This window comes from Pseudomonas sp., assembly GCF_030696055.1.
Taxonomy (GTDB): Bacteria; Pseudomonadota; Gammaproteobacteria; order Pseudomonadales; family Pseudomonadaceae; genus Aquipseudomonas.
In genome coordinates this window covers 1-26,436 of sequence record NZ_JAUYNP010000082.1, presented here as the reverse complement: position 1 = coordinate 26,436, position 26,436 = coordinate 1, and the positions used below count along the sequence as shown (strand labels likewise).

Annotated in this window: 24 protein-coding genes and 1 pseudogene; all 25 read left to right on the top strand. The window is 60.6% G+C overall.

What is annotated here, in order from left to right:
* Positions 1–375 precede the first annotated feature (375 nt).
* The gene (flgB, locus tag Q8Q83_RS04895) at positions 376–783 is read left to right on the top strand and encodes a flagellar basal body rod protein FlgB (protein ID WP_305621633.1); all 408 of its coding nucleotides are present in this window, start codon (positions 376–378) and stop codon (positions 781–783) included.
* Positions 784–798: 15 nt separating this feature from the next.
* A complete protein-coding gene (gene flgC, locus Q8Q83_RS04890; protein ID WP_305621632.1) occupies positions 799–1,242 on the top strand; it encodes a flagellar basal body rod protein FlgC in 444 nt (147 codons plus the stop codon).
* A gap of 27 nt (positions 1,243–1,269) precedes the next feature.
* Positions 1,270–1,938 (top strand): flagellar hook assembly protein FlgD, encoded by a 669-nt coding sequence (flgD, locus tag Q8Q83_RS04885; RefSeq protein WP_305621630.1) that lies wholly within the window; start codon positions 1,270–1,272, stop codon positions 1,936–1,938.
* Positions 1,939–1,981: 43 nt separating this feature from the next.
* A complete protein-coding gene (flgE, locus tag Q8Q83_RS04880; protein WP_305621628.1) occupies positions 1,982–3,298 on the top strand; it encodes a flagellar hook protein FlgE in 1,317 nt (438 codons plus the stop codon).
* 283 nt (positions 3,299–3,581) lie between these two features.
* Complete coding sequence (locus Q8Q83_RS04875; RefSeq protein WP_305621626.1) at positions 3,582–4,322, top strand: flagellar basal body rod protein FlgF; 741 nt, start codon at positions 3,582–3,584, stop codon at positions 4,320–4,322.
* Between the two features lie 46 nt (positions 4,323–4,368).
* Positions 4,369–5,154 carry a flagellar basal-body rod protein FlgG gene (gene flgG, locus Q8Q83_RS04870; protein ID WP_305621625.1) on the top strand — a complete coding sequence of 262 codons (786 nt, stop codon included), beginning with the start codon at positions 4,369–4,371 and terminating at the stop codon, positions 5,152–5,154.
* A 72-nt stretch (positions 5,155–5,226) separates the two neighbouring features.
* Positions 5,227–5,946 (top strand): flagellar basal body L-ring protein FlgH, encoded by a 720-nt coding sequence (gene flgH, locus Q8Q83_RS04865; RefSeq protein WP_305621623.1) that lies wholly within the window; start codon positions 5,227–5,229, stop codon positions 5,944–5,946.
* Positions 5,947–5,957: 11 nt separating this feature from the next.
* Positions 5,958–7,061, top strand: coding sequence for a flagellar basal body P-ring protein FlgI (locus tag Q8Q83_RS04860; RefSeq protein ID WP_305621621.1), 1,104 nt, complete (start codon positions 5,958–5,960; stop codon positions 7,059–7,061).
* A 10-nt stretch (positions 7,062–7,071) separates the two neighbouring features.
* Positions 7,072–8,247, top strand: a complete 1,176-nt coding sequence (flgJ, locus tag Q8Q83_RS04855) for a flagellar assembly peptidoglycan hydrolase FlgJ (protein ID WP_305621619.1) — start codon at positions 7,072–7,074, stop codon at positions 8,245–8,247.
* A 6-nt stretch (positions 8,248–8,253) separates the two neighbouring features.
* Positions 8,254–10,347, top strand: a complete 2,094-nt coding sequence (gene flgK, locus Q8Q83_RS04850) for a flagellar hook-associated protein FlgK (protein WP_305621618.1) — start codon at positions 8,254–8,256, stop codon at positions 10,345–10,347.
* Positions 10,348–10,384: 37 nt separating this feature from the next.
* A complete protein-coding gene (locus tag Q8Q83_RS04845; RefSeq protein WP_305621616.1) occupies positions 10,385–12,064 on the top strand; it encodes a flagellar hook-associated protein 3 in 1,680 nt (559 codons plus the stop codon).
* 111 nt (positions 12,065–12,175) lie between these two features.
* Positions 12,176–15,001 carry a tetratricopeptide repeat protein gene (locus tag Q8Q83_RS04840; protein WP_305621615.1) on the top strand — a complete coding sequence of 942 codons (2,826 nt, stop codon included), beginning with the start codon at positions 12,176–12,178 and terminating at the stop codon, positions 14,999–15,001.
* Positions 14,998–15,771, top strand: a complete 774-nt coding sequence (gene rfbF, locus Q8Q83_RS04835; protein WP_305621613.1) for a glucose-1-phosphate cytidylyltransferase — start codon at positions 14,998–15,000, stop codon at positions 15,769–15,771. The genes Q8Q83_RS04840 and rfbF overlap by 4 nt, the downstream gene beginning before the upstream one ends.
* A complete protein-coding gene (rfbG, locus tag Q8Q83_RS04830; protein WP_305621612.1) occupies positions 15,753–16,838 on the top strand; it encodes a CDP-glucose 4,6-dehydratase in 1,086 nt (361 codons plus the stop codon). Before rfbF ends, rfbG begins: the two co-directional genes overlap by 19 nt.
* Positions 16,831–17,391 carry a dTDP-4-dehydrorhamnose 3,5-epimerase family protein gene (locus tag Q8Q83_RS04825; RefSeq protein ID WP_305621610.1) on the top strand — a complete coding sequence of 187 codons (561 nt, stop codon included), beginning with the start codon at positions 16,831–16,833 and terminating at the stop codon, positions 17,389–17,391. The genes rfbG and Q8Q83_RS04825 overlap by 8 nt, the downstream gene beginning before the upstream one ends.
* The gene (locus tag Q8Q83_RS04820) at positions 17,388–18,611 is read left to right on the top strand and encodes a class I SAM-dependent methyltransferase (protein ID WP_305621609.1); all 1,224 of its coding nucleotides are present in this window, start codon (positions 17,388–17,390) and stop codon (positions 18,609–18,611) included. Before Q8Q83_RS04825 ends, Q8Q83_RS04820 begins: the two co-directional genes overlap by 4 nt.
* Complete coding sequence (locus Q8Q83_RS04815; RefSeq protein WP_305621607.1) at positions 18,608–19,723, top strand: DegT/DnrJ/EryC1/StrS aminotransferase family protein; 1,116 nt, start codon at positions 18,608–18,610, stop codon at positions 19,721–19,723. Before Q8Q83_RS04820 ends, Q8Q83_RS04815 begins: the two co-directional genes overlap by 4 nt.
* A complete protein-coding gene (locus Q8Q83_RS04810) occupies positions 19,720–20,382 on the top strand; it encodes an acetyltransferase (RefSeq protein WP_305621606.1) in 663 nt (220 codons plus the stop codon). Before Q8Q83_RS04815 ends, Q8Q83_RS04810 begins: the two co-directional genes overlap by 4 nt.
* Positions 20,375–21,154, top strand: a complete 780-nt coding sequence (locus Q8Q83_RS04805; protein ID WP_305621604.1) for a cephalosporin hydroxylase family protein — start codon at positions 20,375–20,377, stop codon at positions 21,152–21,154. Before Q8Q83_RS04810 ends, Q8Q83_RS04805 begins: the two co-directional genes overlap by 8 nt.
* Positions 21,155–21,426: 272 nt before the next feature.
* Positions 21,427–23,007, top strand: coding sequence for a flagellin (locus Q8Q83_RS04800; RefSeq protein WP_305621602.1), 1,581 nt, complete (start codon positions 21,427–21,429; stop codon positions 23,005–23,007).
* 72 nt (positions 23,008–23,079) lie between these two features.
* Positions 23,080–23,475: a flagellar protein FlaG gene (locus tag Q8Q83_RS04795; RefSeq protein ID WP_305621600.1), complete on the top strand. Its 396-nt coding sequence runs from the start codon at positions 23,080–23,082 to the stop codon at positions 23,473–23,475.
* 74 nt (positions 23,476–23,549) lie between these two features.
* Positions 23,550–25,277 carry a flagellar filament capping protein FliD gene (gene fliD, locus Q8Q83_RS04790; RefSeq protein ID WP_305621598.1) on the top strand — a complete coding sequence of 576 codons (1,728 nt, stop codon included), beginning with the start codon at positions 23,550–23,552 and terminating at the stop codon, positions 25,275–25,277.
* Complete coding sequence (gene fliS / locus Q8Q83_RS04785; protein WP_305621596.1) at positions 25,277–25,669, top strand: flagellar export chaperone FliS; 393 nt, start codon at positions 25,277–25,279, stop codon at positions 25,667–25,669. Before fliD ends, fliS (Q8Q83_RS04785) begins: the two co-directional genes overlap by 1 nt.
* 240 nt (positions 25,670–25,909) lie before the next feature.
* On the top strand, positions 25,910–26,290 hold the full coding sequence (gene fliS / locus Q8Q83_RS04780; protein WP_305621594.1) for a flagellar export chaperone FliS: 381 nt from the start codon (positions 25,910–25,912) through the stop codon (positions 26,288–26,290).
* 28 nt (positions 26,291–26,318) lie between these two features.
* Positions 26,319–26,436, top strand: a pseudogene (locus tag Q8Q83_RS04775) (flagellar protein FliT); the annotation flags it as partial.

The following is a 26,436-nucleotide window of genomic DNA, read 5'->3' as shown; positions in this document are numbered from 1 at the left end:
TGAGTTCCAGTGCCCGAGCGAGACGCATAAAAAATCCGATGCCAATACTGGCATCGGATTTTGATTTCTTGCGGCCAAAGGTCAAGTAAGAGGGCTTAACTGATCGGCATTAGGCTTAATGCCGGTTTTTTTGTGGGCGGATTTTGTCGGAAGCTTCGACTGGCGGGCTTGCCAGTCAGGCCATGCCGGGTGGCAAGCGGCAGCGGCTTTGCCGCTTTGTCTGCCAGTGGGCGGAAAACCCTTGCCGCTTTGCCTTATTCGGACGCCTATAAATTACTTAAGTTATTGAAAAATATATAAAAAATAATATGGCACAGGGCTTGCTTATGGTCTTGCACGGAAAACAGTAACGCCAACCGGCAAAGGTTTCTGACCATGAGCATCAGTTTCGATCGGGCACTCGGCATCCATGAGCAGGCACTCGGCTTTCGCGCCCAGCGCGCCGAAGTCTTGGCCAACAACATCGCCAACGCCGACACGCCGCACTACAAGGCGCGTGATCTGGAGTTCGCCACCGTGCTGGCCGAACAAAGCGCCAAGAGCCAGCGCGGCCCGGTCAACCTGAACCGTACAGATAGCCGGCATATCCCTGCAGATGGCGTGCCGGTGGGTGATGCCAATCTGGCTTACCGCACCCCTTTCCATCCTTCGATCGATCAGAACAGCGTCGACCTGCAAATCGAGCAATCCAACTACGCGGAAAACTCGGTGCAGTTCCAGGCCAGCTTCACCCTGCTCAACAGCAAATTCAAAGGGCTGGTCAGCGCCCTGCGCGGCGATTAATAGGAGCCTGAAGCCATGTCACTCGCCAGTGTGTTCAATATCGCCGGAACCGGCATGAGTGCCCAGAGCACTCGCCTGAATACCATTTCCAGCAACATCGCCAACGCCGAAACCGTGTCATCGAGCATCGATCAGACCTATCGCGCTCGCCATCCGGTGTTCGCCACCATGTTCCAGTCGGCGCAGAACGGCGACCGTGGCTCGCTGTTTGCCGAGCAGGATGAGGCCGGTGCAGGGGTGCAGGTGCTGGGCGTGGTCGAGGATCAAAGCAGCCTGATGCCGCGCTACGAGCCCAACCATCCGGCCGCCGATGACAAGGGCTATGTGTATTACCCCAACGTCAATGTGGTGGAAGAAATGGCTGACATGATCTCCGCCAGTCGGGCATTCCAGACCAATGTTGAAATGATGAACACCGCCAAGCAGATGATGCAGCGGGTATTGACCCTGGGCCAGTAAGCCGCCAGTAAAAAGGAGCACATAGCTATGAGTACTGTTGGCGATGTCAGTGGTTCGTTACTGGATCAGTACCAGATCAAGAATCAGAGTTCTGCCAATAAAGAGCTGGGCAAGAACGAGTTCTTGAACCTGTTGGTGGCTCAACTGAATAACCAGAACCCGCTGGAGCCCCAGGGCAACGGCGAATTTATCGCCCAATTGGCGCAGTTCAGCCAGGTCGAAGGGATAGAGAAGTTGAATACCAGCATGGGCTCGCTGCTCAGCGGTTATCAGTCGTCCCAGGCCTTGCAGGCGTCGTCCATGGTCGGGCGCAAGGTGATCATTCCGACCGATAAGGCGGTGGTCGATACCAGCGAGAGCTTCAAGGCCAGCCTGCTACTGCCGACCAGCAGCAGTAACGTCTACGTCAACGTGTACGACAGGGCGGGTACGGCGGTCAGCCGGATCAATATGGGCGAACAGGCCGCCGGCAATGTCAGCTTTATCTGGGACGGTAAGGATGCCAGTGGCAATTTGTTGCCGCCTGGCACCTACAAGTTCGAGGCCCAGGCCAGCTATCAGGGGGAAACCAAGGGGCTGCAGACCATGCTGCCGGCCAACGTCGACAGCGTCACCCTGGGCGGCAGTGAGTTGATGCTCAACCTGGCGGGGCTTGGCACCGTGCCGCTCTCCCAGGTGCAGGTCATCGGTCAGTAACTAACAGGTTTTAGCGGCCGGCTGTTCCGGCAAGGAGTCTTTCATGGGTTTCAATATCGGTTTGAGTGGTCTGCGGGCGGCGACCAGTGATCTCAATGTGACCGGCAACAACATCGCCAACGCCGGTACGGCCGGCTTCAAGCAGTCGCGTGCCGAGTTCGCCGATGTCTATGCGGCTTCGGTGCTGGGCAGCGGCTCCAACCCGCAAGGCAGTGGTGTGCTGCTGGGCGATGTGTCGCAGTTGTTCAACCAGGGCAATATCAACTACACGCAAAATTCCCTGGACCTGGCGGTCAACGGCAGTGGCTTCTTCCAGACCAGCAATAACGGCGAGGTCAGTTATACCCGTGCCGGTTATTTCGGCACCGACCGCGATGGTTTTCTGGTGAACAACTTCGGCTACAAGTTGCAGGGCTATGCGGTGGACGCCAACAACAACCTGCAGAACGGCGTGGTCAGTGACCTGCAGATACAGACCGCCAGCCAGGCGCCGCGGGCCACCGAAAACCTCGACCAGGTATTCAACCTCAACTCGACCAATACGGTGCCGACTACCGCACCCTTCGATCCCAGTGATCCGACCACCTACAACTCCTCGACCTCGACCAATATCTACGACACCCAGGGTAACGCCCATGTGTTCACCCAGTATTTCGTCAAGACCGGGGCGAACAACTGGGATATGAATGTGCTGATCGACGGGCGCAACCCGGACGATCCGACCCTGACCACACCTTCGACTGTACCTCTGACCTTCACCACCGCCGGGCAGCTGGATGTTCCGACGTTGATCGCGTCGGCTCCGACCGGTTTTACCGTCGACGCCAATGGCATTATCGAATTGACCACCTGGGTGCCGGCCGCGCCTGATACCGCGATCCCGCCGGTGTGGTCGGCCAACGGTGCGACCGCCGCCGCCGCCGGGGTGAATATCGATCTGCGTCAGGCCACCCAGTTCGCCAGCACCTTCGCGGTCAACAGCGTCAGTCAGGATGGCTATACCACCGGCCAGTTATCAGGCCTGGAAATCGATGACACGGGGATCATTTTTGCGCGCTACACCAATGGCCAATCGAATATTCAGGGGCAGGTGGTGTTGGCCAGCTTCGCCAACGTGCAGGGGCTGACCCCGGTGGGTAAAACCGCCTGGGTACAATCCTTCGCCTCCGGCGATCCGGTGGTGGGTACGCCGCGCAGCGGCACCCTGGGCGCACTGCAGTCGGGGGCGCTGGAGGACTCCAACGTCGAGCTGTCCGACCAGCTGGTCAACCTGATAGTCGCGCAGCGCAACTATCAGGCCAATGCCAAGACCATCGAAACCGAAAGCGCGGTGACTCAGACCATTATCAACCTGCGTTGATAATGGCTGCCGCCCTCGGCAGGCGCTGCGTCTGCCTGGGGCGGCAAAAAATGGCCAGGAGCCATTTTTGACGTCGCGTAGCGGCGGCCCGCAGGGTGGCCGCCATGGATGGCAGGCGGCAAAGAATCGCCGGTCGATCATTAAAAGGCTCTTTGCGGGGCCTTTTCTGTTTTTAAATATTCATGTTATTCAATGGCTTATTGTTATTTTTCGAGGCTGGCATAGCTATTGCTTTATAGCTTGTATAGAGCAGCGGGCGGCAAGCCCAACTCGGAGAATAACCATGGACAAGATGCTGTACGTCTCCATGACTGGGGCCCACCAGAACACCCTGGCCCAGCGTGCCCACGCCAACAACCTGGCGAATATCTCGACCACTGGCTTTCGTCGTGACTTCGAGCAGGCGCGTTCCATGCCGATCTTCGGTGACAGTTATCCGTCGCGGGTCTACGCCATGAGCGAGCGCCCGGGCACCGACTTCACTCCGGGCTCCTTGCAGGAAACCGGGCGTGATCTCGACGTGGCCATTGGCGGCAAGGGCTGGTTGGCCGTGCAGGCCCCCGACGGCAGTGAGGCCTATGTGCGCACCGCCAGTCTGAATGTCGATGCCCTGGGTATGCTGCGTACTGGCAATGGCTTGCCGGTTATGGGCAATGCCGGGCCTATCGCGGTACCGCCGGAGCAGAAAATCGAGATCGGCCAGGACGGCACCATCAGCATTCGCGCCCTCGGCGAGGCGCCGAACGTGCTGGCCGAGGTCGATCGCCTGAAGCTGGTCAACCCGGATCTCAAACAGATGGAGAAGGGCACCGACGGCTTGATCCGCTTCAAGGGTCAAGGCCCGCTGCTGACCGATGCGAGCGTGCAGATCACCTCGGGTGTACTGGAGTCGAGCAACGTCAACGCGGTGGAAGAGATGACCGCGATTCTCTCCCTGTCCCGTCAATTCGAACTGCAAGTGAAGATGATGCGCACCGCCGAAGACAACTCGGCAGCGATGGCGCGCGTTTTGCAAATCAGCTAATTACCAGCACGCGGCGTCGGTAAAGCGACGCCCGAGGAGAATCGCTATGCTTCCGGCACTGTGGGTCAGCAAGACCGGTTTGTCCGCCCAGGACATCAACCTGACCACCATTTCCAACAACCTGGCCACCGTCTCGACCACCGGCTTCAAGCGTGATCGCGCCGAGTTCGAGGACCTGCTGTACCAGATTCGCCGTCAACCCGGCGGTCAGTCCAGTCAGGACAGTCAATTGCCCACCGGCTTGCAGCTGGGTACCGGTGTGCGGGTGGTCGGCACGCAGAAAATCTTCACCGCCGGCAGCCTGCAAACCACCGAGCAGCCGCTGGATCTGGCAATCAACGGTCGCGGGTTCTTTCAGGTGCTGCTGCCCGACGGCACCGTGTCCTATAGCCGTGACGGCAGCTTCCACCTGAACTCCGATGGCCAGATGGTCACCTCCAGTGGTTATGCCCTGGAACCGGCAATCGTGCTGCCCGACGAGGTGCGCACCTTTACCGTGGGTGACGATGGCACGGTCTCGGTGACCACCGCCGGCAACCCGCAACCGCAGATTGTCGGCAACCTGCAGACCGCGGACTTCATCAACCCGGCGGGGCTGGAAGCGATGGGTAACAACCTGTTCCTGGAAACCGCCTCCAGCGGCGCGCCCCAGGTCGGCACCCCGGGTTTGAACGGCCTGGGCACTACCCTGCAGAACACCCTGGAAAACTCCAACGTCAGCGTGGTGGAGGAACTGGTGAACATGATCACCACCCAGCGCGCCTACGAGATGAACTCGAAGGTCATTTCCACTGCGGACCAGATGCTCGGCTTTATTTCGCAGAATCTTTAATCCAAGGTCCAGTAGGCATGGCCCCTGGCGGGTTTCACCCACCCTACAAAATGCAGCACTGAGGTAGTAGATATGAACCGGCTGATGATCCTTCTTGCACTGCTTGGCCCTGTGGCCTTGAGCGGCTGCATGGCCCCTGCGCCCAAGCCGGATGACCCCTATTACGCCCCGGTGATGCCGCGTACGCCTTTGCCGGCCGCGCAGAACAATGGCTCGATCTACCAGGCCGGTTTCGAGAACAACCTGTTTGGCGATCGCAAGGCCTATAGAGTCGGCGACATCATCACCATCACCCTGAATGAGCGCACCCAGGCCAGCAAGAACAACAGCAGCCAGATCGAGAAAGACAGCTCCGCCGACCTCGGCGTGCCCAACCTGTTCGGCATGGCCGTGACCCCGAAAAACCCCTTGGCGGCGATTGGCGCCCTGGGCATGACGGCGGACACCCTGGGGTTGGATGCCAGCTTCGATGCCACCCGTGAAAGCGAGGGTTCCGGGCAGGCGGGGCAGAGCAACAGCCTGACCGGCTCGATCACCGTATCGGTGGCCGAAGTGATGCCCAACGGCATCCTGCTGGTGCGCGGTGAAAAGTGGATGACCCTCAATACCGGCGATGAGCTGGTGCGCATTGCCGGCCTGGTGCGGGCGGACGATATCGCCACGGACAATACCGTGTCCTCGACCCGCATCGCCGATGCGCGCATCACTTACTCGGGTACTGGAGCCTTCGCCGACGCCAGCCAGCCGGGCTGGATGAGCCGTTTCTTTCTTAGCCCGCTGTGGCCGTTCTAAGGGTGGTGCATATGACTATTAGCAAATGGTTGATCGCCGTCATCGCCCTGTGCTCGGTGTCACTGGTTCAAGCCGAACGGCTTAAGGATCTGGCCAGCATCCAGGGCGTGCGGGCTAACCAGTTGATCGGCTACGGCCTGGTGGTCGGCCTCAACGGCAGCGGCGACCAGACCACCCAGACGCCGTTCACCGTGCAGACCTTCAACAATATGATGGCGCAGTTCGGCATCAAGGTGCCGCAGGGCGGCAACGTGCAGCTGAAGAACGTCGCGGCGGTGTCCATCCATGCCGAGCTGCCGGCGTTCGCCAAGCCAGGGCAAACCATCGATATCACTATTTCATCCATAGGTAATGCCAAGAGCCTACGCGGCGGCAGCCTGCTGATGACTCCGCTGAAAGGCATAGACGGCAACGTCTACGCCATCGCCCAGGGCAACCTGGTGGTCGGGGGTTTCGACGCCGAAGGCGGCGACGGCTCGCGCATCACCGTAAATGTGCCGTCGGCCGGGCGTATTCCCGGTGGCGCCACGGTAGAGCGGCCGGTGCCGAGCGGTTTCGACCAGGGCAACAGCCTGACCCTCAACCTCAATCGCCCGGATTTCACCACGGCGAAGAATATAGTCGACCATATCAACGAGCTGCTCGGCCCGGGCGTGGCTCAGGCGTTGGACGGCGGCTCGATCCGCGTCAGCGCGCCGCTGGACCCCAACCAGCGGGTGGATTACCTGTCGATTCTGGAGAACCTCGAAGTCGAGATCGGCCAGGCGGTGGCCAAGGTCATCATCAACTCGCGCACCGGCACCATAGTCATAGGCCAGAACGTGCGGGTGCAGCCGGCTGCGGTGACCCACGGCAGCCTGACGGTGACCATCACCGAAGACCCTATCGTCAGCCAGCCGGAGGCCTTGTCCGGCGGGGAAACCGCGGTGGTGCCCCGCTCGCGGGTGAATGCCGATGAAGAAGCCAAGCCGATGTTCAAGTTCGGCCCCGGGACCACGCTGGATGAAATCGTGCGTGCGGTGAATCAGGTCGGCGCCTCGCCATCCGACCTTATGGCCATCCTGGAGGCGCTCAAGCAAGCCGGCGCTCTGCAGGCCGACCTGATTGTGATTTGAGGAGCTAGCCATGGACTCTCGTCTTTCATCTGGTTTGCTCGGCAATGGCAAAAGCCCGCTGGACAGTGGCGCGTTCAACGACCTCAACCGCCTGCAGCAGTTCAAGGTGGGCGGCGACAGCGAAAAGAACATCAAGAAAGTGGCTCAGGAGTTCGAGTCGCTGTTTCTCAATGAAATGCTCAAGGCCATGCGTTCGGCCAACGAAGTGTTCGGTGAAGGCAACTTCATGAACAGCAACGAGAGCAAAACCTACCAGGACATGCACGACCAACAGCTGTCGGTGACCCTGTCCAATCACCAGAACGGTATCGGCCTGGCCGACGTGCTGGTGCGGCAGATGTCGAAGATCAAGGCTGCCGACAGCCGGCCCAATCCCTTTGCCCAGGTCGATGAGGCGCTGCCGAGTGCGCCGAGCAAACCCCTGGCCCAAGTCGATAGCGAGCGCAACGATGCGCCGTTGCTTAACCAGCGGCGCCTGGCCTTGCCGGGCAAGCTCACCGACCGCTTGCTCGCCGGCATAGTGCCGGCGAGCGCGGCAGCGGACGGTCAGGCGCTGGCGCAGAATGACTGGATCCCGGCCAAGGCCTTCGCCGCGCCGGCCGATACGGTCCTGAGCCTGGACGGCAGTGACGCCATCACCGGTCGGCGCCTGGCGCAGCCGCCGCTGGCGCCGGGCAAGGCGGCCTTCGGCTCGAAGGACGAGTTTATTGCCGCCATGCTGCCGATGGCCGAGAAGGCCGCGCAGAAGATTGGCGTCGACCCGCGCTATCTGGTCGCCCAGGCCGCGCTGGAAACCGGTTGGGGCAAATCGATCATTCGCCAGCAGGACGGCTCCAGCAGCCACAACCTGTTCGGCATCAAGGCGCATACGGGCTGGGACGGTGAATCGGCGCGGGTGCTGACCACCGAGTACCAGGGCGGTAAGGCGGTCAAGGAAGCCGCATCCTTCCGCGCCTATGACTCCTTTGCCCACAGCTTTGAAGACTACGTGAGCTTTCTGCAGGGCAATGGCCGTTACGACAAGGCCCTGGCTTCCACCGATAAGCCCGATCAGTTCGCCCGCGAACTGCAGAAGGCCGGTTACGCCACCGACCCGCAGTACGCCCGCAAGATCAACCAGATAGCGCGGCAGATGCAGACCTATCAAGCAGTTGCGGCCGTCAGTACGCCGTCCACCAACGGATGATAAAGCATGGCTGACTTACTCAATATTGGCCTGTCCGGGCTGTCGGCGAACAAGACCTCGCTGGCGGTCACCGGCCACAACATCGCCAACGTCAACACCCCGGGCTTCTCGCGCCAGGAGACGATCCAGGCCACGCGCATTCCGCAGTTCAGCGGCGCGGGCTATATCGGCTCCGGCACCACCCTGGTCGATGTGCGGCGCATCTATAACGATTTCCTCAATACTCAGGTGCGCAGCAGCACGGCGCTGGACAGTGATGTGCAGTCCTACCTGAGCCAGATCAATCAGCTCGATTCACTGCTGGCGGGGACCACCACCGGGATCAACCCGGGGTTGCAGAAGGTCTTCGCCGCCTTGCAAACCGCCGCCGAAGACCCTGCCAATATTCCGGCGCGGCAGTTGGCCTTGTCCGAAGCCGAAGGCTTGGCCAAGCGTTTCAACACCGTGTACGACCGCCTGTACGAGCAGAACGCCTTTATCAACAAGCAGCTCTCGGCGGTGACCGATCAGGTCAATCAGTTGGCCAGCTCGATTGCCGGCTACAACGAGGCGATCGCCATTGCCGCCTCCAATGGCCAGCAGCCCAACGACTTGCTGGATGCCCGCGAAGAGGCGGTGCGCAAACTGTCGACCTTTATCGGCGTGACTGTGGTGCCGCAGGACGACAACAGCTACAACCTGTTCGTCGGTTCCGGCCAGCCGCTGGTGGTGGGGAGCCAGGCCGCGCGTCTGGAGGTGACCCCGGGCCTGTCCGACCCGCTGCGCAGCGAGGTGCAATTTGTCAGTGGTCAATCGAGCCAAGGCATCACCTCGCTGATCACCGGCGGCGAGATGGGCGGGTTGATCCGCTACCGCGAAGATGTGCTGGATACCACCCTGAACGCCGTCGGGCGGCTGGCGCTGTCGGTGGCCGATCAGGTCAATCGCCAGCTGGGCCAGGGCTTGGACCTCAATGGCGAGTTCGGCAACGGCTTGTTCCGCGAGATCAATGATCCGACCCTGATTGGCCAGCGCAGCCTGGCAAGGATCGGCAACAGCGATACCACCGCCAACCTCAATGTGCTGATCGAGGACACCACCCAACTGACCACCAGCGACTATGAGGTGGAGTTCACCAGCGCCACCGAATATACGGTGCGGCGGGTTTCCGACGGCACCATGGTGGTCCCGCAGTACGATGACGATGCCGACCCCACCACGCCCTTGGTGCCGGCTCCGGCGCCTTACGACATCACCAGCGCCACGCCGCTGATTTTCGATGGCTTCTCCCTGAATGTGGCCAGCGGCACCTTCGCCGCCGGCGATCGCTTGCGGGTGATGCCGACCCGAACTGCCGGCGAGTCTATCCGCGCCGACATGCAGAACCCGGAGGAGCTGGCCTTTGCCGCGCCGCTGAAGTCGCAAACCAGCCCGGCGAATATCGGCACCGGGGTGATCAGCCAGCCAACCCTGCTCACCGAAATCGATATCTACGACCCGGTGGCCCAGGCCGATCTGGAGACCAGCCTGCGTAATGCGCCGCCGCTGCGTATCGTCATGGGTGCCGCCGGTGGTGCGACGCAGAATTATGATGTGGTGGATATCAACGGCAACGTGATCGATACCGGGATCATAGTGCCAGGGCAGAACAATACCCTGACCATCACGGTGCCGACTTCGGTCGGTCCGCCCGCGGTGCCCACGGCGTTTGACTACGAGGTATCGATCAGCGGGCGGCCCCAGGGCGGCGATAACTTCTCGGTGTCCTTCAACACCAACGGGGTGTCGGACAACCGCAACGCCTTGAAGCTGATCGACCTGCAGAATCGCGCGGTGATTGGTATCAACCCCCTGGCGCCGACGACAACAGGCTTGAGCTTTACCGATGCCTATGGTGACCTGGTGGAACGGGTCGGCACCCTGACCAGTCAGGCGCGGGTCGATGGCGAGGCCACCGGGGCGATACTCAAGCAGGCCACGGATAACCGTGATTCGATTTCGGCGGTCAACCTGGATGAAGAGGCCGCCAAGCTGATCCAGTTCGAGCAGTACTACCAGGCATCGGCGCAAATCATTCAAGTTGCCCGCAATCTGTTCGATACACTGATTAATACGTTCTGACGGTTTTTCATATCATCAGGGCTTAGAGGCTAGACCCATGGTTATGCGCATCTCCTCCATCCAGGCCTTCAATAACGGTGTCAGTGGCATTGGGCGCAACTATGCCAATGTGATCCGTACCCAGGAGCAGATCAGCAGCGGCAACCGCATCCTCACCCCGGCGGACGACCCGGTGGCGTCGGTGCGCCTGTTGCAACTCGAACAGCAGCAGGCGGTGTTGGGTCAGTACAAGGAAAACCTCACCGCGGCGAAAAACAGCCTGACCCAGGAAGAAACCACCATCACCTCGGTGGTTAACGTGCTGCAACGCATTCGTGAATTGGCGGTGCAAGGCGGGGGCGGCGCCCTGTCTGCCGACGACCGCAGGTCTATTGCCAAGGAGTTGGGCGAACGCGAGGGTGAATTGCTCAACCTGATGAACAGTCGCAACGCCCGGGGCGAATACCTGTTCAGCGGTTTTCTCGGCAAAACCGAGCCTTTTCAGCGCAATCCGGACGGCACCTATTCCTATCTGGGCGACGAAGGGCAGCGCAGCTTGCAGGTGGCGGGTTCGACCAATGTGGCGATCAACGACAATGGCGAGCGCCTGTTCGAAGATGTGACCAATGCCAACCGCGTGTTGGAGGCGGCCGGGGTCAATAATCCCGCGCTGCCCACACCGCCATTGCCGGCGACCACCATCCCGGCGCTGCCTGCGGCCGATCAGCGGGTGTTTATGTCGCCGGGGCTGGTCCAGGACAACGATGCGTTCAACAGTGATTTTCGCGCCGACGAACCCTATTCCCTGGTGTTTGTCAGTGGCAATGAGTTCCGTATCTATGATGGCGCGGGTGCCGATGTGACGTCCGAGGTTCCCGGGGGCGGGTTGATCGATCCTCTGGCCAGCGGCGGCAACGTGATCAACTTCCGCGGCATGCGTTTCCAGTTGGATGTAGCCCTGCAGGCGGGCGATAACGAGCTGGATCTCGACAACCTGCTTGCCGATACCGCCACCCCGGGGACGCCGGGGATCAACACCCACAGCTTTACCCTGCAATCGGCGCCCACCGATTTTGCCGTTACCCGCGCCTCGACCAACAACTCGGCGGCCATCGTTTCCGCCGCCGGTATCAGTAACCAGGCCGTCTTCGACAGCCAGTTTCCGACCTCCGGCATAGTCCTGCGTTTTATCAATGACACCGACTATGAAGTCTATGCGCAGCCGGTAGGCCCAGGCAGCCCGGCTATAGACACAGGTACCGCCGCCGGGCCTTATCCGTCGAGCTTCACGGTGTTCGGTGCCGATTTCAGTATTTCTGCCCCGGCCACTGTGGCGGGCGGTGATGAATTCACGGTGCAGCCGCAGTTCCAGGAGCAGCGCAGCATTCTCAACACCATCAGCCGCTTGCGTCAGGCGCTGGAGTCCTCACCGACCTCGCCCGCTGGCAACCTGGCGATGCGTGACGAAGTGGCGATTGCCCTGACCAACCTGGACAACGGCTTGGGTAAGGTGCTGGAGGTGCAGACTGAAATAGGCGCACGGCTAAACCTGATCGACACCACCGAAATCGACAATGAGGACGTCACCCTGGTGAACAAGGCCGTACAGGCCGACCTGCGTGAGTTGGATTACGCCGAGGCCCTGTCGCGCCTGTCGTTCCAGACCATCATTCTCGAGGCGGCGCAGCAGAGTTATGTGAAGATTGCCGGGCTGAACTTGTTCAGCCAGTTGCGTTGAGCCCGTTTTAGCCTCCGCATGGGTTGAACTCGCCGGCCAGCTCCCTGGCGTGCTAATTGCTAACCTTGTCCTTACCGACTTGGCAATGCTGGAAAGTTGACGGGGTAAGCAATGGCAGTGGATACAGAGTGGTTGGTGGATTTCTTCCGCCGACAGGCGCGCCTGGGATTTGACGAAGGGGATTACACCCGTACCCGCAATAGCTGCAAAGGTATCCTCCAGCAATCGCCGGGCGACCAGGAGGCGTGGCTCCTATTGGGCGAGGCGGCGTTGGCCAGCCACGACAGCGCAACAGCCTTGCGCGCCTTCGAGAAGCTTTTGGAGCTGGAGCCGAAGAACCCCGACTATGCCTTGAAGCTGGCCAAGACCTACCTGCAAGTACAGGATCTGCCAGCCGCCGCGGCGGCCTTCCGGCAGGTGCTTGAGCAGGAGCCGGAACACGTCGAAGCGCTCAATGCGCTCAACGTCATCGATCAGCTGCAAGAACGTCTGCAGGTGCTCGGGCAACTGCCTGTCGCTCAGCTCGGGCGTAACGACCCCTGTTTCTGCGGCAGCGGCCTCAAGTATAAAAAATGCTGCCTGGAAAAAAATACTCAGCAAGTTCTCCAGCAGCGCTGCGAGCAGGCGTTCGCCGCCGGCGACTGGCAGAACGTGATTTCGTTGCGCGAGGAGGTGGCAGAACCCTCAGTCGAGATGCGTCGGGCCGAGGCGCTCGCCCGTTATCAATTGGGGCAGCGAGCGCCGGCTTATCCGTTGATCAAGGCCGCCAGAAGCACCTGGCCTGAGGACATCGAACTGCTGGCGGCGCAGGCAGACCTCGAACTCGACCATGATCTAGCTCGGGCCGAGTCCCTGGCCCAGGCAGCGTTAGCGCAGGATGCCAAGCAATGGCGGGCGAGTTTGGTTCTGGCCGCCTGCCATGTGCGCCGGCAGCGGCCTGCCGAGGCTGAAGCGGTGCTGCGCGCCTTGGTGCGCAATAACCCGGAATGCGCTATGGCCTGGCAGCGTTTGAGCAGCTTCTTGCGCAATGCACAGCGTTTGGAGGACGACCTGGCGGCCATGGACGAGTGGACGCAGAGATGCCCCGAGAATGCCGATGCCTGGTGCCAGCGTGGCATCTCGGCCGTCAATCTGAATGCCGATCCGCCGCTGGCCCGAGCTTATTTTGAGCAAGCCTTGGCGCTCAACCCGCAGCATCACGAAGCCTGCTGTTGGGTGGGACTGACCTACAAGAATCAGCAAGACCCACAAACGGCCCTTGGCTACCTGCTCCGGGGCTTGCAGATCAAACCCGATTACCAGCCCGGCTGGGGCATGCTGGGCGGGGTTTACCACTCTGTCGGCCGCCAGCATGAGGCCGAGGGTTGTTTTATGCGGGCGCTGGCGATCACCCCGGAAAACGCCTTGGCCTGGAACAACCTGGCCAACACCTACCTGGATGCCCATGAGCTGGAAGAAGCCGAAAAAGTCATGCGGGTGGCGCTGCAGCTGAACGCCAAAGAGCCCAACCTGTGGAACAACCTCGGCAATATCCTGGGCACGGGCCGACGCCTGAAAGAATCGCGCGAAGCCTATCTGAAGGCCTTGGAAGTGGCGCCCGACTACAAGCCGGTGCTGGCCAACCTGGCAGGTGTCGAAGCCAACTTCGGCAACTTCGACAAGGCCATCGGGCTCTTGCGCCAAGTGCTCAGCAGTCCCCAGGCGCGTACCAATTTCCTGTTTTTCGCCAACTACCACCCGGATTGGAGCGGCGAGCAGGTCTTCTCGGTGTATCGGGAGGTCGTCAGCGGCTATTTCCCCAAGCGCCAGTACTTCGAATACGAGAATGAACGCACCGCGCCGCGGCGCCTGCGCATCGGCTATGTCTCGCCGGACTTTTGCCACCATGTTTGCGCCCATTTCATCGAGCCCTTGATGAAACATCACGACCACAGCCAGGTGGAAGTTTTCGCCTATTCCCTGGTCCGCCGGGAAGACAAAGTCACCGAGCGCTTCCTTGGCTATGCCGATCATTGGCGACATTGCGTGGGCTTGAGCGACCAGGCGATCGCCGAGCAGATCAGACGCGACCAGGTCGACATCCTGGTCGATCTGGCTGGGCACACCGGTAACAACCGTCTGCCGCTATTCGCTCTCAAGCCGGCACCGGTGCAAGTCAGCTGGTGGGTGGGCTTCGCTTTCGGTACCGGGATCAAGGAAGTGGACTACTTCTTGGCCGATGAAGAGATGCTGCCGCCGGGTTGCGAGTCCTCATTCGCCGAGTCGCTCTGGCGCATGCCGGCACCGGCCATCGTCTTTCAGCCCAACCCGTCCATGCCGGAGATTACTCCGCTGCCGGCGGAAACCAATGGCTATATTACCTTCGGTAGCCTGACCCGACCGGTGCGGGTCAACTACAAGGTGGTGCGGGCCTGGTCGGAACTGCTCAAGCGGGTACCGAACTCACGTCTGATCCTCGATAGCGCCTCGTTCAAGGACGAAAGCCTCTGCGACCATTACCGCAAGATGTTCGCCGACTGCGGCGTCGATACCGAGCGCTTGCGGATTGGTTATACCTCGCCGGTCTCAAAGGTCCTGGCGGAAATGGATATCGCGCTGGACTGCTTCCCGCACAACTCCGGCACTACGCTGTTCGAGAGTCTGTGGATGGGCCTACCGTTCGTGTCGCTGCGCGATCGGCCTTCGATGGGGCGAGTGGGCGCCTTGATTTTGCGCGGCCAGGGGCGCAGCGAATGGATTGCCGATACGGTAGAGGAATACCTGGATAAGCTGGTCAAGCTGGCCTCCGATGTGCCGGCGCTAGCAGCGTTGCGTCGGGGCTTGCGTGAGGAGATGCGGACCTCGCCGCTGTGTGACGGCGCCGATTTCGCCCGGCGCATGGAGCAAACCTACCAGCAGATGTGGCAGCGCTACTGCGAAGAAGGAGAACAACCATGAAAGCAGTGATTCTGGCCGGCGGCCTGGGCACGCGCATCAGCGAGGAATCGCACCTCAAACCCAAGCCGATGATCGAGATCGGCGGCAAACCGATCCTCTGGCACATCATGAAGCAGTACTCGGCCCACGGCATCCAGGACTTCGTGATCTGCCTGGGCTACAAGGGCTACGCGATCAAGGACTTCTTCGCCAACTACTTTCTGCATACCTCCGACGTCACCTTCGACATGCAGAACAACCGCATGGAGGTGCACCAGAACTACAGCGAGCCCTGGCGTGTGACCCTGGTCGAGACCGGCGAGGACACCATGACCGGCGGCCGCCTGAAGCGCGCCGGGCGCTATCTGGATAACGAAGAGGCCTTCTGCTTCACCTACGGCGACGGCGTTTCCGATCTGGATATCGCCGCCCTAGTCGAGTTCCACAAGAGCCACGGCAAGCTGGCCACGGTGACTGCCGTGCAGCCGCCGGGTCGTTATGGCGCCCTGGAGCGCGACGGTGATGCGGTGCGCGGTTTCACCGAGAAGCCACGTGGCGACGGCGGCTGGATCAACGGCGGTTTCTTCGTGCTGTCGCCCAAGGTACTGCCCTATATCGCCGAGGACTCCACCGCCTGGGAGGCCGAGCCACTGGCCACACTGGCGACCGAGGATCAGTTGCGGGCCTTCCAGCACGAAGGCTTCTGGCATCCGATGGATACCCTGCGCGACAAGAACTACCTGGAGCATCTGTGGCTGAGCGGGGAGGCCCCGTGGAAACAGTGGTCCTAGACCCGCAATTCTGGCGGGGCAAGCGGGTATTGCTCACCGGGCATACCGGCTTCAAAGGCGGCTGGCTGGCGCTCTGGTTGCAAAACTGGGGGGCTCAGGTCACGGGTTTTGCCCTTAAGCCTTCCACCACGCCGAGCCTGTTCGAGCTGGCGCGGGTGGGCGAGGGCATCGACAGCCGGCTCGGCGATCTGCGCGATCTACCCGCCCTGCAGGCCGTGGTCGCCGAGGTGCAGCCGGAGATAGTGCTGCACCTGGCCGCCCAGCCGCTGGTGCGCGAAGGCTACCGCGACCCGCTCGGCACCTATGCCAGCAATGTCATGGGCACCCTGCACCTGCTCGAGGCGGTCCGCCAGGTCGGTGGCGTGCGTGCCTGCGTGTTGGTGACCACCGACAAGGTCTACGCCAACCACGAATGGGCCTGGCCCTACCGCGAGAGCGAACCGCTCGGCGGGCACGACCCCTACAGCAGTAGCAAGGCCTGCTGCGAGCTGCTGGCGCAGTCCTATGCATCTTCCTATTTCCCCGCCGCGCGCTATGCCGAGCATGGTCTGGCCCTGGCCACGGCGCGGGCCGGTAATGTGCTGGGCGGCGGCGATTTCGCCGCCGACCGCTTGATTCCCGATGTGCTGGCCGCCTGGACCCGCGGCGAGCCGGTAACCCTGCGTTACCCGCAGGCGGTGCGCCCCTGGCAGCATGCGCTGGAGCCGCTGGCCGGCTATCTGCAACTGGCCCAGGGCCTCTATCAGCAAGGGTCGGAGCTGAATGGTGCCTGGAACTTCGGCCCGGCCGAGGCCGATATGTGCAGCGTCGGCGCTGTGGTCGAGCGCCTCGCGGCGCGCTGGCCGGACGCGCCTGGCCTGCGTATCGAACCCAGCGAATGGCATGAGGCCGGTTTGCTGCGGCTGGACAGCAGCCGCGCCCGTCAGCTGCTCGGCTGGCAGCCGCGCTGGTCGTTGGATGAATGCTTAGCGCGCACTCTGGACTGGCACCAGGCCTGGCAACTAGGCGCAGACATGCGTGCGCAGAGCCTGGCGCAACTGGCGACCTACCGGGGGCCGCATGAGTGAGCTGAGCCTGGTTGCGCTGCCGCTGGCGGGGCTATTCAGCCTGCAACATAAGGTGCATGAGGACGAGCGCGGGCGTTTTGCCCGGCTGTTCTGCCAGGGCAGTCTGGCGGCTTGTGGCCAGCCGCTGCAGATTCGTCAGATCAACCATTCGCGTACCGCTCAGCGTGGCACTGTGCGCGGGCTGCATTTTCAGTACCCACCGCATGCCGAAACCAAACTGATCAGTTGCCTGCGTGGCGCAGTCTGGGATGTGGCGGTGGATATCCGCCAGGGCTCGCCGACCTTCCTGCATTGGCATGCCGAGCGGTTGGAGGCCAGCGATGGCCGCAGCCTGCTGTTGCCGCCAGGTTTCGCCCATGGTTTCCAGACGTTGAGCGACGATGCCGAGTTGCTCTATCTGCACAGCGCCGATTATGCGCCCGGGCATGAGGGCGGTTTGTCGCCCAGCGACCCGCGCCTGGCAATCGCCTGGCCGCTGCCAGTCAAGAATCTCTCGTCCCGGGATACCGCCCATCCCCGGCTGGACGACAGCTTTCAAGGAGTGAGCCTATGAACTGCCGCGGTTGCGCCACGCTGCTGTCCCTGCCGCTGATCGATCTGGGCACTGCTCCGCCCTCCAATGCCTACCTGCGCGCCGATCAGCTGAATCAAGCCGAGCAATGGGTGCCACTCAGGGTCATGGTCTGCCAGCACTGCTGGCTGGTGCAGACCGAGGATTACCGGGCCGCGGATAGCCTGTTCGATGCCGACTACGCCTACTTCAGTTCCTACTCGACCTCCTGGCTGACCCATGCCGAGCACTATGTGGCGCAGATGGTCGAGCGTTTCGGCCTGGATGCGCAGAGCCGAGTGGTGGAGATCGCCGCCAACGATGGCTATCTGTTGCAGTATGTGGCCCGGCGCGGCATTGCCTGTCTGGGCGTCGAGCCCACCGCCAGCACCGCCCGCGCCGCCCGGGAGAAGGGCCTGGAGATTCGTGAGCTGTTCTTTGGTGAGGATACGGCTGCTGCCCTAGCGGCAGAGGGCTGGAGTGCCGACCTGATGGCGGCCAACAACGTGCTGGCCCATGTGCCGGATATCAATGACTTTCTCCAGGGCTTCGCCACCCTGCTCAAGCCGAGCGGGGTGGCCACCTTCGAATTCCCCCATCTGCTGCGCCTGATGGCCGAGCAGCAGTTCGACACCCTGTACCACGAGCATTATTCCTACCTGTCGCTGACGGCGGTGCAGGCGCTCTGCACGCGCAACGGCCTGGAAATCTTCGATGTCGAGGAGCTGCCGACCCATGGCGGCTCGCTGCGGGTCTATGTGCAGCGCACCGTAGGCGTGCGTGCAACCTCAGCCGCGGTCGCCGAGCTGCTGGCGCGCGAGGAGGTCGCTGGTGTCAAAACAGCAGGTTTCTATTCGACCCTGGCGCCGGCGGCTGTGCGCATCAAGCATGAGCTGCTGCGTTTTCTGCTACAGGCCAAGGCCGAGGGTAAGCGGGTGGTCGGCTATGGTGCGGCGGCCAAGGGCAATACCCTGCTCAACTATGCGGGGGTGAAGCCCGATCTGTTGGCCTGGGTTGCGGATGCCAATCCGCACAAGCAGGGCAAGTTTCTGCCGGGCAGCCGCATTCCCATAGTCGAACCCGAACGTATAGACGAAGAAAAACCTGACTACCTGCTGATTTTGCCCTGGAATCTGCAGGCCGAGGTGATTCAACAGCAGGCCAAGGTCCGTACCTGGGGTGGGCAATTCGTGGTCGCGGTGCCGGAGCTGAGGTTTGTATGAACAAGATCTATTACACCAAGCCGAGCATAGGCGAGCGTGAAGTCGAGTATGTGCTGGATGCCGTGCGCAATGGCTGGGGCGAGCATTGCTACGACTATATAACCCGCTTCGAGCGGGACTTCGCCGCTTACCTAGGAGTGCCCCATGCTATGGCCACCTCCAGTTGCACCGGTGCCCTGCATCTGGGCCTGCGTGCCCTGGATATAGGGCCGGGCGATGAGGTGATCCTGGCCGACATCAACTGGATCGCCTCGGCCGCCCCGGTTTTCTATGTCGGCGCCACGCCGGTGCTGGTGGATGTGCTGGAGGACTCCTGGTGTCTCGATCCGGCAGCCGTCGAACGGGCCATTACGCCGCGCACTAAGGCCATTATCGCCGTGCATCTCTATGGCAATCTCGCCGCCTTGGCCGAATTGCAGGCCCTGGCCGACGCCCATGGTCTGGCTCTGATCGAGGATGCGGCCGAGGCCTTGGGTTCGGAATACCGGGGGCGCAAGGCCGGCAGCCTGTCGACCTTCTCGGTGTTCTCCTTCCACGGCACCAAGGTTATGACCACCGGCGAAGGCGGCATGCTGGTGACCCGCGATGAGACGTTGCTCAAGCGTGTCCAGCAGCTCAACAACCATGGTCGGGCGGCGGGCGACATGCGCCAGTTCTGGCCGTCGGAGTTGGGCCATAAGTACAAGATCTCCAATCTTCAGGCCGCCCTGGGCTGTGCGCAGCTGGAGCGCCTGGACGAGATGGTGGCGCGCAAACGCGAGATTTTCGCCGTCTACCGCGAGCAACTGTTGACGGCCTTGCCGGGGGCGGCCATGAACCCCGAGGCGTCGGATTGCCGCAACAGCTACTGGATGCCGACCCTGGTTCTGCCCGAGGCGCAGGCTGAACAGCGCGATCAAGTGCTGGAAGCCATGCGCCAGGCGGGGATCGATGCGCGCATTTTCTTCCAGCCACTCAGTCAAACTCCGGTATTCGCTGACTTGCCGGCGGTTAACACGCCTATATCCCACGGCTTGGCTAGGCGTGCCTTCAATCTGCCGAGCTATCCGGAACTGAGCCGGGACGATCAGCAGCGTGTCATTGAGGTCATTCTCGCGAGTTTGTCGGCATGAGTCGCCTGTTGTTGCTCGGGGCCAACAATCCTGAAACTGCCCGCCAGGCCCGCGCCTTGGTCGATCTGGGCGCAGCGGAGGTCGCCGGCTTTCTGGATAACGATCCGAACAAGCAAGGCCAGGATTTCTATGGTTTCCCAGTACTGGGCGGTTTCGAGCGCCTGCAGGAGCTGGTCGCCGATGATTATCTCTTGGTCAATCTGATTACCCGCGATACCCGTACCCGTCATCAGACTACCCGCGCGCTGCTAAACGCTGGGGCGCGCTTGGGGCAGTTCATCCATCCCGCGCTGAATCTGGCCATGGTCGAGCTAGGCGCTGGGAGTTACCTTCAGGAATTTGCCGTGCTCCAGGCCGAAGTAAGTCTGGGCAGGAATTGCAGCGTCAGCGCCGGTAGCATCATCAATCATGAGTGCCGCCTGGGCGACTCGGTATTTGTCGCGCCCGGTGCCAACTTGTGCGGTAAGGTCGAGGTGGGCGATGGCGTATTCATCGGTGCCAGCTCGGTTATCTTGCCGCGTTTGCGTATTGGTGCCTGGGCCAGCATAGGCGCAGGTGCCGTGGTTACCCGCGATGTGCCCGAGGGGGCCGTGGTGGTAGGCAATCCTGCCCGCATTGTTCGTTATTTGCCCATAGAAGAGGAGTCACTGAATGGCTAAGCAGGACTATGACGCCGTACATCAGGCGTTCCGTGTCGAGTGCGAGGAGAATGCTCGTGGGGCCGGTCAGGATCAGGCCCTGCAAGAGAAATCCATCGACTGGCTGGTGCATAGCTGCAGGCACAAGTATTCCTACAACTTCACCTGGCTGGGGCGGCCGATCATCCAGTACCCGCAGGATATAGTGGCCCTGCAAGAGCTGGTCTGGACGGTCAAGCCGGACTTGATCATCGAGACTGGGATCGCTCACGGTGGCTCGCTGATTCTCAATGCCTCACTGTTGGCGCTGCTCGATCTGTGTGAGGGCCGAGTCGAAGCGCCCCGCCAGGTGTTGGGCGTGGATATCGAGATTCGCGCGCATAACCGCGCCGCCATCGAGCAACATCCATTGGGCTCGCGTATCACTATGCTCGAGGGCTCCTCGATCGACGATGCGCTGCTGGAGCAAGTTCGGCGAGCGGCGGCCAAGGCTCAGCGAGTAATGGTGATCCTCGACTCGAACCATACCCATGATCACGTACTGCAGGAGCTTCAGCACTACAGTCCCTTGGTTACGCCCGGCAGTTACTGTGTGGTCTTCGATACGGTGGTCGAGCATATGCCGGCCGAGTTCTTTCCGGACCGCCCCTGGGGGCCGGGCAACAATCCGAAGACGGCGGTCCATGCCTTCCTCCAAAGCCCGGCTGGCGAGCCGTTCGAGATCGACACGGCCATACAGAACAAGCTGCTGATCACGGTAGCCCCCGATGGTTTCCTAAAACGTCGCGGCTGAGCCTCAAGTGTGGCGGCGCGCTGCCGTTAACCGAGCAAGCAGCGCGTCAAGCTTTCCAACAAAGGGGGCCGTGTTCTCCGTTAGCTTGCCTAAGAGCCTGATCCGCAAGCAAAAAAAAAATCATATTTTTCTTGCTACAGCTGCCTAAAGTTGCACTGGGAAGGGCCGATACAAAGTACGAATGCGAACTTTATGGGGCGTCTGAGCAAAGCAGGCCCAAAGCTCGCAAGCTCAGGCAAACTCAGTAATACGGTCCTTTGGAGGCAAACACCATGGCCCTGACAGTCAACACCAACGTAGCGTCACTCAATACTCAGCGTAACCTGGGTGCTTCAGCCAAAGGCCTGGACACTTCGCTGCAACGTCTGTCCACTGGTTTTCGTATTAACAGCGCCAAAGACGACGCCGCCGGTCTGCAAATCTCCAACCGCCTGACCAGTCAGATCAACGGTTTGAACGTCGCGGTGCGTAACTCCAACGACGGTATCTCCCTGGCGCAGACCGCTGAAGGCGCGCTGCAGCAGTCCACCGGCATCCTGCAGCGTATGCGTGACCTGGCCCTGCAATCGGCCAACGGCTCCAACGGCGCCACTGAACGTGCCGCACTGCAAGGTGAAGTCTCCCAGCTGCAACAGGAGCTGAACCGTATCGCCGATACCACCAGCTTCGGTGGTCGTAAAATCCTCGACGGTACCTTCGGTTCCCAGAGCTTCCAGGTTGGTGCCAACGCCTTCGAAACCATCAGTGTTTCCATCGGTGCTTCCTCCGCGTCCCGGATCGGCTCCAACCGTTTCAACAGCAGTGTGCTGGACACCACTAACTCGCAGGCGGGTATCGCTGCGGGCACCATAGCCGACTTCGACGACGGTGTTTCTTCGAACGTCGGTTACGACTCTTCGCCTGCCACCACCGATGGCCTTACCATCGTCGGCAAGCTGGGCGAGGCCTCGGTCGCACTGGGTGATACGAACAACTCGGCGCGCGATGTCGCGGCAGCCGTCAATGGTGTCTCCGACTCGACCGGTGTAACGGCTACGTCGCGTACCCTGGCTCGCTTGGAGAGCTTCACCGGTACCACCACCGATGCCGATACCATCAGCTTCAACCTGTATGGCTCCAACGACGCCAAGGAAGCCGATGGCGTGGCGATCACCGCCAACATCACCGACTGGGCCGACCTCTCGGGGCTGGCAGATGCCATCAACAAGGAAACCGGCACCACCGGCATCTCCGCCAAGGCGACCAGCGATGGCGGTCTGGAGCTGACTAGCGAGCGTGGCGACAACATCCTCCTGACCGATTTCACCACCTCCTCGGCGGCAGTCGGCTTCAACCTGCAGACCCTGGCCTTCAATGGCAACAATGGCGATGCGGCCGATGACAGCGATGAAGTCGGTGCGGCTCAGGCCGTGGCTGAAGGCGAGTCGGCGGCTGTGGTCGGGCAACTGAGGTTCGAATCTCCGGATGCCTTCGAAGTGCAGAACTACGACACCATCGATGCCTCCACTACTCACTCTGCCAGCGAGTTCAGTGAGCTGGATGCGGTTTCCGAGATCAGCATCGCGACTTCGATCGGTGCGCAAAACGCCCTGGGTATCATCAGTGGCGCCATCGCCAACATCGACGGCCAGCGTGCCCAGCTCGGTGCGGTGCAAAACCGCTTCGAGAACACCATCTCGAACCTGCAAAACATTGGTGAAAACGCCTCGGCCGCTCGTAGCCGGATTCGTGACACCGACTTTGCTGCTGAAACCTCGGAACTGACCAAGAATCAGATCCTGCAGCAAGCCGGCACCGCGATCCTGGCCCAGGCTAACCAGTTGCCGCAGGCTGTACTCAGTCTGCTCGGCTAAGGGTAAAGGCGCTAGACTACGGGGAGAAGGGCTTGGCTCTTCTCCCCGTTCCCTCGTTGCGAGGAGAAAGTTATGGACATTGGTTCAATTCAGAATTCGCTTAGTCCTGCGTCGGCTGGATCGCAAGCAGCACGAGGGCAAGCTGTTACTGCAGCGGTGGCCGAGGCTGATGCCGTCGAGCGGCAGGTGGTGGATGGTGCGGCTGTTAAAAAAGCTGCAGAGACAGAGCCTGATCCACAGGCATCACGTGAAGAAGTTGAGGCGGCAGTGGCGAGCATTCAGGACTTTGTTCAGTCGGTTCGCCGCAATCTCAACTTTTCTCTGGAGGAAGGCAGTGGGCGCGTGGTGGTCAAGGTCACCGATGCGGGTTCTGGTGAGGTGATCCGGCAAATTCCTTCGGAAGAAGCGCTGCAACTGGCGGAGAATCTTTCGGAGGTACGCAGTCTGTTGTTCAAAGCCGAAGCCTAGCCCTGGGCTGGCACGGCTTTTGACTGTGTAACGTCTAGTGGCGTTGTGCGGTCATTATTTTGGCGAGGTGAAGCATGGTCGGGATTACGGGTATTGGCTCAGGGATCGATATCGACAGTATCGTCACTGCGTTGGTTAATGCTGAGCGTGCTCCCAAGGAGGCACAGCTTAGTCGCCTTGAAAAGGCCACTACCTCGCGAATCTCAGCATTAGGTAGCTTTCGCTCGGTTATCAGTGAGCTCAGCACCACCTTGCAGAGCCTGAACAAATTGTCTGCTTTTCAAAAACAGACAGTGTCCTCCACCAATTCGTCTGTGCTCACAGCGACTGCCTCCAGTGACGTACCGGTTGGCAAATTTAGCCTGCAGGTGCAGCAGTTGGCCTCCAGCAGTAAGGTGGCGCTGCAATCAGTGACTGGCGGTTCCGCGGCTACCTTCAACTCCGGCTCTCTGACTATTAGCGCCGGCACTAGCAGCATCGATGTGGATATCACGGCGGATAACAACAGCCTGTTGGGTATCCGCGATGCAATCAATACGGCCGGCTCCAGTCAGGGCATTAGTGCCAGTATCGTCACGGATGCCTCAGGTTCTCGCTTGGTGCTCAGCTCATCGGAGGCGGGTGCCGGCAATGATCTGCAGGTGGTGGCGACCCAGGATGGCGTGACTGCGGGAGCCAATTCCCTTAAAGCCTTGGCATTTTCCGCCGGTAACAGCACCGTTCAATTACCTACGGTTGCTGGCGGTGCCGCCGCAACGTTCAAGGCAGGCACGCTGAATATTGTCAGTGGCGCGGTTAATCTGGGCGTAGTTATAGATGCCGAGGACTCTCTCGACACTATCCGGCAGAAAATCAATACCGACGGCGCGGGACAAGGTATTAGCGCGTCGATAGAGACGGTCGATGGGGGGGCGCGCTTAGTCATTCAGTCCAGTAATGCCGAGGACTTGAGTGTCACCGCCACCACCGATGACTTGAGCGCTGGCGATAACAGCCTGTCCACCCTGGCTTCCACAGTGGGCAGTAACAGCAAGACAATCGATACCGCCCAGTCCGCGATGTTCTCGGTGGATGGCCTCGCGGTCGTCAAATCGACCAATAGCATTGATGACGTGATCGAAGGTGTCACCATTAATTTGGTCAGCGCTCAGTCTGCCGACGATATTGCGGCCAACAAAACGGTCGATATCACTATCAGTCAGGACAAAGGTTCGGTTCGCAGCAACCTGCAAAAGTTCGTCGATGCCTATAACAAGCTTGTACAAACCACCAATGAACTGACTGCCGTTGTACCTGTGGGTGAAGGCAAGCGGCCGGTTACCGGCCCTCTGTTGGGCGATACATCGGTTCGCAATTTACTGTCTGGTATGCGCAAAGAGCTGGTGCAATTGGGCGATAGCCTGGATGTGCAATCGCTTGCCGAATTGGGTATCACCACGCAGAAAGACGGCAAGCTGAGCCTCGATTCGACAACCCTCGACACCGCATTGGCGGGCAAGTACGACAAAGTTGCCGAGTTCTTGGCCGGTGAGGACGGTTTGATGGGGCGCTTGGAGGCTGTGGTTAAACCCTACCTTGGCTCTGATGGCGTTCTCCAGCAGCGTGAGAAGGGCCTGCAAACGACCATCAGCAGTATCGATAAACAGCGTGAAGCCTTGAACTTGCGTATCGAGAAGGTGCAGGCGCGCCTTTATAGTCAATATAACGCCATGGACATGTTGGTCGGTCGTTTGCAAAAAACCAGCGAAAGTCTCGCCAACCAACTCGCCAGCCTGCCAGGCTTCGTGAAGAAGAGTAACTAATGAGCAAGAAACCCATCGACACCTACAAGCAGGTCAAGACCAGCCACGATGTGTCGCCCTACCGCACCGTGCAGATGCTGCTGGATGGTGCCTTGCAGCGCGTCAGGTTAGCCAAGCAGGCTCAGACCGAAGGTGATACTGAGGTCCGTGGCATGGCGGTGGGCAGTACCATCACCATCCTGGGTGTACTGCAAGCCAGTCTGGATAAAGAACTAGGTGGCGAAATAGCCGAAAACCTGGATTCGCTCTACGACTATATGACCCGTCGTCTGGCGGGTGTTGCCCTGGACAGTACGCCGCGCACTCTGGATGAAGTTCAGGCGCTGTTGGAGCAGATCAAGGGCGCGTGGGATGCTATAGGCCCTGAGGTTGAGCCGGCCGCAGCAAACTGATTTCATTGTGAACAGGCTGTTGGAAAATGTAGCGAGCGAAGGCTAGGCAAGGCGCAACGAAGTAACAGCTTCGCTGGTCAATCAGCCGAGGAAGCGGAGTGTACGAGCTGTACATGAGCAGTCCGAGGCTGACTTCAACGCAGCATAGCCGAGCGCAGTAGTTTTTCAGCAGCCTGTTAAAGCTTTGCGCTGTAGCGCCGATACCCAGGGTATCCAGCAAGCAAAACAGCGAGAACGACGATGAATGCGATGGCGGCTCTCAAGCAGTATCAAACCGTCAATACTCAGGCCCAGGCGATTGAAGCCAGCCCGCATCGGTTGATTCAGATGTTGATGGAGGGTGGTCTTTCCCGCCTGGCTCAGGCGCGCGGTGCGATGGCGCGTGATCAGGTCGCCCTCAAAGGTGAGTTGATCAGCAAGGCGATTGGCATCATCGGTGGCTTGCGCGAAGGTTTGAATCTGGAGTTGGGGGGGGACGTGGCCGCCAATCTGGATAGTCTTTACGAATATATGATTGCTCGCCTGATCGAAGCCAACGTGCAAAATGACGCCGCTCCGCTGGACGAAGTCGCCGCTCTGTTGCGTAATGTAAAAGCCGGCTGGGATGCCATTAGCCAGTGATGGTGTTTCACGCCTGAGGAGTAGTTTCATGAGTTCATCCGTGCAGCGTCTGCAAGAAACCGGAAGCGCCTTGCGTGTGGCCTTGGCTACTCAGGATTGGGCGGCCATTGGTGAGCTGGATCTGCAGTGCCGTCAGGCGGTAGATG

What these genes read in the sequence shown, in the direction of transcription:
- flgC (WP_305621632.1), top strand. Translation starts at nt 799, where the DNA reads ATGTCACTCGCCAGTGTGTTCAATATCGCCGGAACCGGCATGAGTGCC.
- Q8Q83_RS04805 (WP_305621604.1), top strand. Translation starts at nt 20,375, where the DNA reads ATGGCTAAGCAGGACTATGACGCCGTACATCAGGCGTTCCGTGTCGAG.
- fliS (WP_305621594.1), top strand. Translation starts at nt 25,910, where the DNA reads ATGAATGCGATGGCGGCTCTCAAGCAGTATCAAACCGTCAATACTCAG.
- flgE (WP_305621628.1), top strand. Translation starts at nt 1,982, where the DNA reads ATGGGTTTCAATATCGGTTTGAGTGGTCTGCGGGCGGCGACCAGTGAT.
- Q8Q83_RS04820 (WP_305621609.1), top strand. Translation starts at nt 17,388, where the DNA reads ATGAACTGCCGCGGTTGCGCCACGCTGCTGTCCCTGCCGCTGATCGAT.
- Q8Q83_RS04840 (WP_305621615.1), top strand. Translation starts at nt 12,176, where the DNA reads ATGGCAGTGGATACAGAGTGGTTGGTGGATTTCTTCCGCCGACAGGCG.
- flgB (WP_305621633.1), top strand. Translation starts at nt 376, where the DNA reads ATGAGCATCAGTTTCGATCGGGCACTCGGCATCCATGAGCAGGCACTC.
- Q8Q83_RS04810 (WP_305621606.1), top strand. Translation starts at nt 19,720, where the DNA reads ATGAGTCGCCTGTTGTTGCTCGGGGCCAACAATCCTGAAACTGCCCGC.
- Q8Q83_RS04875 (WP_305621626.1), top strand. Translation starts at nt 3,582, where the DNA reads ATGGACAAGATGCTGTACGTCTCCATGACTGGGGCCCACCAGAACACC.
- flgK (WP_305621618.1), top strand. Translation starts at nt 8,254, where the DNA reads ATGGCTGACTTACTCAATATTGGCCTGTCCGGGCTGTCGGCGAACAAG.
- fliD (WP_305621598.1), top strand. Translation starts at nt 23,550, where the DNA reads ATGGTCGGGATTACGGGTATTGGCTCAGGGATCGATATCGACAGTATC.
- Q8Q83_RS04825 (WP_305621610.1), top strand. Translation starts at nt 16,831, where the DNA reads ATGAGTGAGCTGAGCCTGGTTGCGCTGCCGCTGGCGGGGCTATTCAGC.
- flgH (WP_305621623.1), top strand. Translation starts at nt 5,227, where the DNA reads ATGAACCGGCTGATGATCCTTCTTGCACTGCTTGGCCCTGTGGCCTTG.
- fliS (WP_305621596.1), top strand. Translation starts at nt 25,277, where the DNA reads ATGAGCAAGAAACCCATCGACACCTACAAGCAGGTCAAGACCAGCCAC.
- Q8Q83_RS04860 (WP_305621621.1), top strand. Translation starts at nt 5,958, where the DNA reads ATGACTATTAGCAAATGGTTGATCGCCGTCATCGCCCTGTGCTCGGTG.
- Q8Q83_RS04815 (WP_305621607.1), top strand. Translation starts at nt 18,608, where the DNA reads ATGAACAAGATCTATTACACCAAGCCGAGCATAGGCGAGCGTGAAGTC.
- flgJ (WP_305621619.1), top strand. Translation starts at nt 7,072, where the DNA reads ATGGACTCTCGTCTTTCATCTGGTTTGCTCGGCAATGGCAAAAGCCCG.
- Q8Q83_RS04845 (WP_305621616.1), top strand. Translation starts at nt 10,385, where the DNA reads ATGGTTATGCGCATCTCCTCCATCCAGGCCTTCAATAACGGTGTCAGT.
- flgD (WP_305621630.1), top strand. Translation starts at nt 1,270, where the DNA reads ATGAGTACTGTTGGCGATGTCAGTGGTTCGTTACTGGATCAGTACCAG.
- Q8Q83_RS04800 (WP_305621602.1), top strand. Translation starts at nt 21,427, where the DNA reads ATGGCCCTGACAGTCAACACCAACGTAGCGTCACTCAATACTCAGCGT.
- Q8Q83_RS04795 (WP_305621600.1), top strand. Translation starts at nt 23,080, where the DNA reads ATGGACATTGGTTCAATTCAGAATTCGCTTAGTCCTGCGTCGGCTGGA.
- flgG (WP_305621625.1), top strand. Translation starts at nt 4,369, where the DNA reads ATGCTTCCGGCACTGTGGGTCAGCAAGACCGGTTTGTCCGCCCAGGAC.
- rfbF (WP_305621613.1), top strand. Translation starts at nt 14,998, where the DNA reads ATGAAAGCAGTGATTCTGGCCGGCGGCCTGGGCACGCGCATCAGCGAG.